The organism is Dehalobacter sp. MCB1, from assembly GCF_003590275.1.
Classification (GTDB): Bacteria; Bacillota; Desulfitobacteriia; order Desulfitobacteriales; family Syntrophobotulaceae; genus Dehalobacter.
Genome location: NZ_LXPC01000010.1, coordinates 120,031 through 128,200, shown reverse-complemented (window position 1 = coordinate 128,200; position 8,170 = coordinate 120,031). Strand labels below are relative to the sequence as shown.

Below are 8,170 nucleotides of genomic sequence, written 5' to 3'. Positions count from 1 at the left end.
CACACTAATAAGGACTTGACTAGAAACATTAATTACCTTATAATAAATCATAATTATATTTTAGGAGGGATTTTCTTTGATAGCTTTAGGTCCTATAGAAATAATGAATCATACTCCCTGGCATTTTCTAGCTGCATCTGTGCTCCTGGTCTTATTTTTTATCGCTACTTTTAGTGATGACCAAAACCTAAAAACAAAACTTCGTAAAATCATGTATGTTGTCTTTGGCTTCGCAGTATTAACAGGATGCTATGTTTGGACACTTGTTGATTTTAGCCTTCCATTGTTAATCAAGAGCATTGGAGGTTTCGCACTCTTTTGGGTGATGATCCAACTCACAAAGAACCGATTCAATAAACTTTATTGGGGGTTATTTATTTTAATTGCCGCTGTAGGTTTAACATTGGCTTTCGTCTACATTTAATTGAATTAGTTAACCTGTTATAAGACTAATTATCCGAAACAATATCAGGCCGCTTCTAACGGAGTAAAAGGGTTGAACAAAGGGAAATACACACGCTGTCAAAGTAGTAAAAAATACTATAGAAATTGATTAAAATGGAGGGGCTGTTGCACAACGAACGTAGTCGTTCGTAGGCAATAGCCTACTTTTTTTACCCGGAAATATAGCAAATGCGGGCTCGAAGAGCCCGCAAATACTGTATAATTTAGTTATGCGACTAAATAAATTACACAACAAAAAGTATACCGAATATCGCGACGGGTATCAATTAGTTTTACCATTTAATTTTGATGTGTTAATACCAGAAGATGATTCTGTCCGACTGCTCAGCCACATACTGGAGGGATTAAATTACACGGAGCTATATCAGGCATATTCTTCTACTGGAAGAAAACCTGCAGTCGAACCCAAGATCCTATTCAAGGTATTGACCTATGTATACATGAACAATATTTACTCGAGCAGAAATATTGAGAAAGCCTGCCGGAGAGATATTAATTTCATGTGGCTGTTACAAGGAAATCCGGCTCCGGATCATTCGACCATTGCCCGGTTTCGGAAAAGTTTTGTGGTTGATGCTGTCGATGGATTGTTTTATCAAATGGTCGTATATCTGCATCAGACTGGCGAGGTGAACTTCGAGAATCTATTCATCGACGGGACAAAAATCGAAGCCAATGCCAATCGTTACACCTTCGTTTGGAAGAAAGTCGTCAACAAAAATGAAGCTAAGATGTTTACGAAAATACAAGCGTTGCTGGAGAAAATCAACGAAACCTACAACACGAATCTTCTCGTCAGCAAAGATAGCTTATGCTGTGATTTAGCGGGGATACTCACGTATTTGGAAGAAAAACGAAAAGTAGAGAACATCGAATTTGTTCAGGGTATTGGTAAACGGAAGACAGAATTACAGCGGTATACTGAACAGATCAGAGAATTCTCTTTGCGTCAGGCAGCGTATGACAAACATAATACCTTGTTTAACGGCCGGAATAGTTACTCTAAAACAGATACGGATGCCACCTTCATGCATATGAAAGACGACCATATGCGCAATGCTCAGCTAAAGCCAGCTTACAATGTCCAGATCGGAGTTGAAGGCGAATACATAACGGGCGTCAATGTTTTCCAGGACAGAAACGATTTAAATACCCTGATCCCATTTTTAAAGGAAATGGAGAGTAGATCAACTTTTCGATACAAAAATATCATTGCCGACTCCGGCTACGAAAGTGAAGAGAATTATCTTTACCTGGAAGAGCACAGACAGACTTGCTACATCAAGCCGCAAACATATGAACAATCGAAGAAAAGAAGCTTTAAAAATGACATCAGCAAACGGGAAAACATGACTTATGATGCTGAAAAAGACGAATATACCTGCAGTAACGGCAAGCAGCTTCAGCCTATTGGAATCACCCATAGAACATCGGCAACCGGCTATCGGTCGGAGATAACACTGTATGAGTGCGAGGACTGCCAAGACTGCCTTAAGAAAGAGAAATGTACCAAAGCTAAAGGAAATAGACGAATGCAGGTATCCAAGAAATTTGTGGAGAAACGCCGGGTATCTTATGAGAATATTACATCCGAAAAAGGCATCTTACTTAGGGTAAATCGTTCTATCCAGGCGGAAGGGGCTTTCGGGGTTTTAAAGAACGATTACAACTTCAATCGCTTTTTAACACGCGGCAGGAAAAACGTCAAAAATGAATTTATGTTGCTTTGTATTGGATATAACGTCAACAAGCTTCATGCGAAGATTCAGAATGAACGCATCGGAAAACCACTTCATCAGCTAAAAACGGCCTAGAATTGATGAAGAAGACACGCTAATCCCCAAAAAATATCTTTTACAAAGACCTAAGATTAGGCTATGCAATGTCTAACCAGCGTAAGCGGAGCATGGATTGCGCAGCGCGGCTTTTTGCGCCACGGAGGGCACAACTTGCCGAGAGCGGTTAGACATTGCGTAGCCCTACCTTCAAGGTTTTATTCGTTATACCTTCCAGAGGTAGTTGCTTAATCCATATACCGTAGTTGGTCTTTCATATACCGATAGAAGAAGGCGGTGCCGCCAAACTTTGTAGTTTTGCAACACCGCCTTTTTATTTATAAAGTATGTGATCATCGTTTGATCAACCTTTTCTACTCGCTACAAGTTTCCAGTTCACCAGTGCTTTGGGTTTACTTAGGTTTTCTGCGATTTGCGGGATATTTATATACCATAGACATTGACAAGTATCAATGTCTTGACTAATATATAAACATATTGATGTTTATCAATATATAAACCTACAACAGGGGCGGTTGAATTGGAACGAAATTATCAAGCATATGCTTTAGCGATGAGAGCATTATCTGATGAAACAAGATTGAAAATATTTGACATGTTGGGCAATGGGGAACTATGTGCTTGTAAGATACTCGAAGCGTTCAACATAACCCAATCCACGCTTTCTTATCACATGAAGATCTTATGTGAAAGCGGTCTGGTGAATGGCAGGCGGGATGGCATCTGGATGCGGTATTCTATCAATGAAAGTAAACTTGAAGTCATTGCCGGCTTTTTGATAAGGTTACAAAAATCATATGTAACAAAAAGAAAAAAATAACTATTGAATCAAACGAATAAACAACAAGAAGGTGACTTAGATGGTATTTGAATGGCTAAATAACCAATTGCTCAGGATGGAATGGCTTTCTGATTTGGTAAAGCTCTTGGTTGAGAATGTCTTTGGGCTTAGCATCCAGGATCGCTGGGGAGGTGGTCTCCATTTTTTCATCTATGACGTTCTTAAAATATTTATCTTGCTAGCCGTTTTGATCTTTCTCATTTCTTATATTCAAAGTTTTTTTCCACCGGAAAGAACCAAAAAAATACTCGGCAGGTTTAACGGTATTTCAGGAAATATTTTAGGTGCTTTACTCGGTACGGTGACGCCTTTTTGCTCCTGTTCTTCCATTCCGCTTTTTATTGGCTTCACCAGTGCGGGGCTTCCCATCGGTGTTACTTTTTCGTTTTTAATATCATCCCCCCTGGTGGATTTGGCTTCGGTGCTTTTGCTGGCAAGTATCTTTAATTGGACCATTGCCATTGCCTACGTTGTTGTTGGTTTGATTCTGGCAGTAATTGGCGGAACCGTGATTAGCAGAGCAAAGCTGGAAAAGTATGTAGAACCGTTTGTATTCAGTAATAAAATGCTGGAAATAGAACCGGAGCGGTTAACAACTCGGGAAAGGCTGGAGTTTGCTAAAGATCAGGTTCGTGATATTGTCAGAAGAGTGTGGGTATATATTCTAATCGGTGTCGGTATAGGTGCTGCGATTCACAACTTTATTCCTGAAAATATTATTTCCTTACTTCTGGGTCAGGATAAATGGTATTCGGTATTGCTGGCTACTTTGGTAGGGGTCCCGATGTATGCAGATATTTTTGGGACGCTGCCGATTGCGGAAGCATTGGTGGCCAAGGGTGTTGGTCTGGGAACTGCTTTATCCTTCATGATGGCTGTCACCGCACTTTCTCTGCCGTCTTTGATCATGCTCAAGAAAGTCGTAAAAATGAAACTGCTCGTCATATTTGCAGGGATTGTAACCATTGGCATTCTTATCATCGGCTATACATTTAATGCCTTGGGATATTTGCTCATGTAAGGGGTAATAATATTTGAATTTTCAAGTAAAAGGAGCGTATTAAATATGATGATTAAAATTTTAGGATCTGGCTGCAAAAATTGCGTTACCCTTGCTGAAAATACCAGAATTGCTTTGGAAGAAGTGGGCCTTGCTGCCGAAGTAATCAAAGTTACCGATATTCAAGACATCATAGCCTATGGTGTGATGTCCACACCAGCCCTGGTTATTGACGAAAAGGTGGTATCTTTTGGGAAAGTTCTAAAACCCAAGGAGATCGTAAAGATTTTAGAAACTGCGCGGTAGAAAAAAGATGCTATCAATCTCATAAAATAGTTTCGTGTGATTAAAAGCGAGTACAATTCAAAAAGTACTCGCTTGTTTTTAGCGGAATAGCGTGGATAGTTTTATTTTTGTCCGCCTTAAGTAGGAAATATCAAGAAAATGTCGAATGAGATATTAATTGACTCATTAAATGATTATTGAGGAGTCACGCTATGGATAAATTAACTGCTGTCTTTGAATCAACGCTCAACGCAATCGAGAACGGTAAAGAAGAAATATTTGACATCTATGAGATGACCCGCAACGAAATACAGCGGTTAAAAAAAGAACTGGAATTTATGCGCAGGGAAATTGAAGACACCATCAAAATGGTGGATACCCAGTTTATGAAAGAAAAACGCTTCCGTCGGAAGCTGATGGAAGTCAACAAGAACTTCGATAAGTTCAATGAGAAACAGATGCTCGAAGCGTATTCGGAAACGAAGGATGCACAGGTAGAGCTGCAACTGCTCCAGGCGAAAGAGCTTCAGCTGCGTTCCCGCAGGGATGAAATCGAAAGAACGTTAAAAAATTTGGATATCACAGTGATTAAGGCTGAGGATCTGATGAGCCAGGTCAGTCTTGCCCTACGGCTTTTAAAAGAAGGAATCAGTGAGATCAGTCAGTTCTATAGCAGTGACCAGAGAAAAGAAACAGCTTTTCAGATCATCAAGGCTCAGGAAGAAGAACGCCTGAGGGTCGCCCGTGAAGTCCACGACGGTCCCGCCCAGAGTCTGGCAAACATTGTTCTGCGTCTGGAAATAGCAGAGAAACTTCTGGAACTTGATCACCGCCAGGTAAAAAAAGAATTGAAAGAACTGAATATACTGGTCAGGGATAATTTGAAGGATATCCGCAGAATCATTTTCGGACTCAGGCCAATTCCTTTAAATGGGGCGGGAATTGTTGATACCATCAATCATTATATGAAAAACTTTGAAAAAACGTATGGGCTGACCTGTGAACTTATCGTGGAAGGACAAGAAAGGGAGCTTGATTCCTCCGTAGAAGTAGCCCTTTTCCGATTGGTTCAGGAAGGGATGACCAATGTGGCTAAACATGCGGAATCCCCGAAGTGCAGGGTTCATTTGAATTTTCAGGATAACAGGATTGTCGGTCAGATTATCGATGATGGTAAAGGATTTGATATCAGCAATGGCTTGGATAATTCCGGTGCCCATTTCGGCTTGATTGGAATTAATGAGCGAATTCAGGCTTACTCCGGACAATTATCGATTCAATCAGAACCGGGCAAGGGTACTGTTGTTACGTTTAACATTCCATATTCTGAATAAAAGGAGGAAAGGATCAAAATGATAAGGGTTGTAATTGCCGATGATCACCCGCTTCTCAGGGAAGGATTACGAAGAATTCTGGAATTTGAAGAAGGCATTCAGGTTGTATCCGAAGTCGGAGATGGTCAAGGGGCAATTAATATGGCGAGGAAGACGCCGTTTGATGTTCTGCTGATGGATTTGAATATGCCTGGGGTAAATGGTCTTGAAGCCTGTAAAGTCATCAGAAGGGAATTCCCGAACATTGGGATTTTAATTCTTACTGTCGATGACTCGGATGAAAAAGTGTTCCAGGTATTACAGCTCGGGGTAGCTGGATACCTGCTGAAAGACGTCATTCCGAAAGCCCTGGTTGATTCCATCCGCAAAGTATATGCTGGAGAACCCATTTTGTCCCCGTCGGTAACCGGCAAACTGCTTGGCCAGCTTTCCAATCCGAACAGTCCAAAAGATCATTTCGGATTAAGCAACAGGGAAATGGAGATACTTACCTATGTGGTCAAAGGCTCGTCAAACAAAGATATTGGCTTAACGCTGTTTATAAGTGAAAAAACAGTCAAAAATCATCTTTCCAGTATTTTTAGAAAACTAGAGGTCGAAGACCGCACCCAGGCTGCTTTGAAAGCAGTGAAGACAAAACTTATTACACTGGAATAAATTTTTTTGTGGCTTCAGTAGGCTGCAGAAGGGAATACGAATGAAGCTTTGTTTTTATGGTGCCAGTCAGACTGTGACGGGTTCCTGTTATTTGCTGGAAACAACAGATACCAGAATCCTGATTGACTGTGGAATGTTTCAGGGTTCCAAAATCATGAAAGAACTGAATTACGGCGCGTTTCCGTTTGATCCCAACCTTCTTGACGCTGTGATTTTAACGCACGCCCATATTGACCATTCCGGGCTTATTCCGAAGCTCATCAAAAAAGGTTTCAGCGGGCCGATCTATGCGACGACGGAAACCATAGAACTATGCTCTGTGATGCTGCCGGACAGCGGGCACATCCAGGAAATGGAGGTCACCAGAAAAAATCGCAAGCACAGCAGGATGGATGCTCCATTAATTGAACCGATTTACACGGTTGAAGATGCGGTGAATGCGCAAAAGCACTTTGTCGAGGCGGCCTATAATCAAAAGACCGCGATCTCGCAATCGCTGTCCTTTCAGTTTGTCGATGCCGGGCATATCTTGGGCTCGGCCCATGTCATTGTCAGCGTCAAAGAAAACAACACGACGAAAACCATTGCATTTTCCGGAGATATCGGGACTTCCGGTCAGCCTTATGTCGAAGATCCCGAAGGGATTAAAGAAGCGTGTATGCTTAAGGATCCTGATGGTATACGAGATGCCTGTATGATTGTGATGGAAACAACCTACGGCAACCGGATTCATCCGGATAAAACCAATCGAATGGAAAACCTGGCCAGGGTCATCAATAATGCCCACCAAAAAGGCGGCAATATTATTATTCCGGCTTTTGCCATAAATCGGACACAGGACCTTTTGTACTACCTGCGCAAACTTCAAGATGACAAAAAAATTCCGGCAATGCCGATTTACATCGATAGTCCGCTGGCTGTTGCAGCGACGAGAATATTTGGGCGGAATACCCGGAATTTTGATCAGGAAACCAAACAGCTGCTGGAGGCGGGCCAAAGCCCGTTTGCCATGCCGAATCTTCACTTGAGTGAAACCGCGGAGGATTCAATCCGGCTGAATGCGATACAGGGCGGCGCGATTATCATTTCGGCTAGCGGGATGGCTGATGCCGGAAGAATCAAGCATCATTTGAAACATAATCTGTGGCGGTACGATGCCACGGTCATCTTTGTCGGTTATCAGGCCCAAGGGACACTTGGCCGGTTTTTAACTGACGGTGCCAAAGAAGTGACTATCCATGGAGAGAAAGTCGCGGTCAACGCCGAAATCGTTGCGTTCCAAGGTTTTTCAGCGCATGCGGACCAGAATGAATTGCTGGCCTGGCTTAAAGCCGCCGGCGGCAACGCAGATCAGCTCATCCTGGTCCATGGCGAAGATGATGCGATTCAGGCGTTTTCATCTCTGGTCCAGCAAAAATTCGGGATTGCGCCAATCATTCCGGAACTGGGTGAATGCCTGGAGATAGCGGACGGCGAAATCAAGCGTCTAAAACCTTCCAAGCCCTGGCTAAAGGAAATTGAAGATAGGATAGGTTATCCTGCACCTCAGGAACGGCAGTCACACCCGTCCAAATCTGTTAAGCAAAGATCTTCAGAAGAAGGATCAGGGGGAAGAACCTTCAAACGCCGGAGAAAAGTTCTGCTTTCCGAAGCAAACAGGGCCTATACCAAACTCCGCAAAGACCTGAAACTATTCATTGATAGGAGCAATGAGCGCCAAGACTATGAAAACCTGATTGATACCTTTGAGAGCATTTCCGATCTTTTAAAAACAAGAATGAAACGGTAAACC

Annotated in this window: 8 protein-coding genes; all 8 read left to right on the top strand. The window is 42.3% G+C overall.

What is annotated here, in order from left to right; translation table 11 throughout:
• The first annotated feature begins 76 nt into the window (after positions 1 to 76).
• Positions 77 to 424 carry a hypothetical protein gene (locus A7K50_RS06925; protein WP_019226898.1) on the top strand — a complete coding sequence of 116 codons (348 nt, stop codon included), beginning with the start codon at positions 77 to 79 and terminating at the stop codon, positions 422 to 424.
• A gap of 250 nt (positions 425 to 674) precedes the next feature.
• On the top strand, positions 675 to 2,279 hold the full coding sequence (locus tag A7K50_RS06920; RefSeq protein WP_119775161.1) for an IS1182 family transposase: 1,605 nt from the start codon (positions 675 to 677) through the stop codon (positions 2,277 to 2,279).
• Positions 2,280 to 2,781: 502 nt separating this feature from the next.
• Complete coding sequence (locus A7K50_RS06915; RefSeq protein WP_119775160.1) at positions 2,782 to 3,081, top strand: metalloregulator ArsR/SmtB family transcription factor; 300 nt, start codon at positions 2,782 to 2,784, stop codon at positions 3,079 to 3,081.
• A gap of 40 nt (positions 3,082 to 3,121) precedes the next feature.
• Entirely contained in the window at positions 3,122 to 4,123 is a 1,002-nt protein-coding gene (locus A7K50_RS06910) for a permease (RefSeq protein ID WP_119775158.1), read from the top strand.
• Positions 4,124 to 4,168: 45 nt separating this feature from the next.
• On the top strand, positions 4,169 to 4,408 hold the full coding sequence (locus A7K50_RS06905) for a thioredoxin family protein (RefSeq protein ID WP_019225335.1): 240 nt from the start codon (positions 4,169 to 4,171) through the stop codon (positions 4,406 to 4,408).
• Between the two features lie 191 nt (positions 4,409 to 4,599).
• Positions 4,600 to 5,721 carry a sensor histidine kinase gene (locus A7K50_RS06900; RefSeq protein ID WP_119775157.1) on the top strand — a complete coding sequence of 374 codons (1,122 nt, stop codon included), beginning with the start codon at positions 4,600 to 4,602 and terminating at the stop codon, positions 5,719 to 5,721.
• A gap of 18 nt (positions 5,722 to 5,739) precedes the next feature.
• Positions 5,740 to 6,378 carry a response regulator transcription factor gene (locus tag A7K50_RS06895; RefSeq protein WP_015042641.1) on the top strand — a complete coding sequence of 213 codons (639 nt, stop codon included), beginning with the start codon at positions 5,740 to 5,742 and terminating at the stop codon, positions 6,376 to 6,378.
• 40 nt (positions 6,379 to 6,418) lie between these two features.
• A complete protein-coding gene (locus A7K50_RS06890; RefSeq protein ID WP_119775155.1) occupies positions 6,419 to 8,167 on the top strand; it encodes an MBL fold metallo-hydrolase in 1,749 nt (582 codons plus the stop codon).
• Positions 8,168 to 8,170: the final 3 nt, after the last annotated feature.

Coding starts and splice junctions, on each gene's coding strand:
- A7K50_RS06900 (WP_119775157.1), top strand. CDS start 4,600: ATGGATAAATTAACTGCTGTCTTTGAATCAACGCTCAACGCAATCGAG.
- A7K50_RS06920 (WP_119775161.1), top strand. CDS start 675: ATGCGACTAAATAAATTACACAACAAAAAGTATACCGAATATCGCGAC.
- A7K50_RS06905 (WP_019225335.1), top strand. CDS start 4,169: ATGATGATTAAAATTTTAGGATCTGGCTGCAAAAATTGCGTTACCCTT.
- A7K50_RS06890 (WP_119775155.1), top strand. CDS start 6,419: ATGAAGCTTTGTTTTTATGGTGCCAGTCAGACTGTGACGGGTTCCTGT.
- A7K50_RS06895 (WP_015042641.1), top strand. CDS start 5,740: ATGATAAGGGTTGTAATTGCCGATGATCACCCGCTTCTCAGGGAAGGA.
- A7K50_RS06910 (WP_119775158.1), top strand. CDS start 3,122: ATGGTATTTGAATGGCTAAATAACCAATTGCTCAGGATGGAATGGCTT.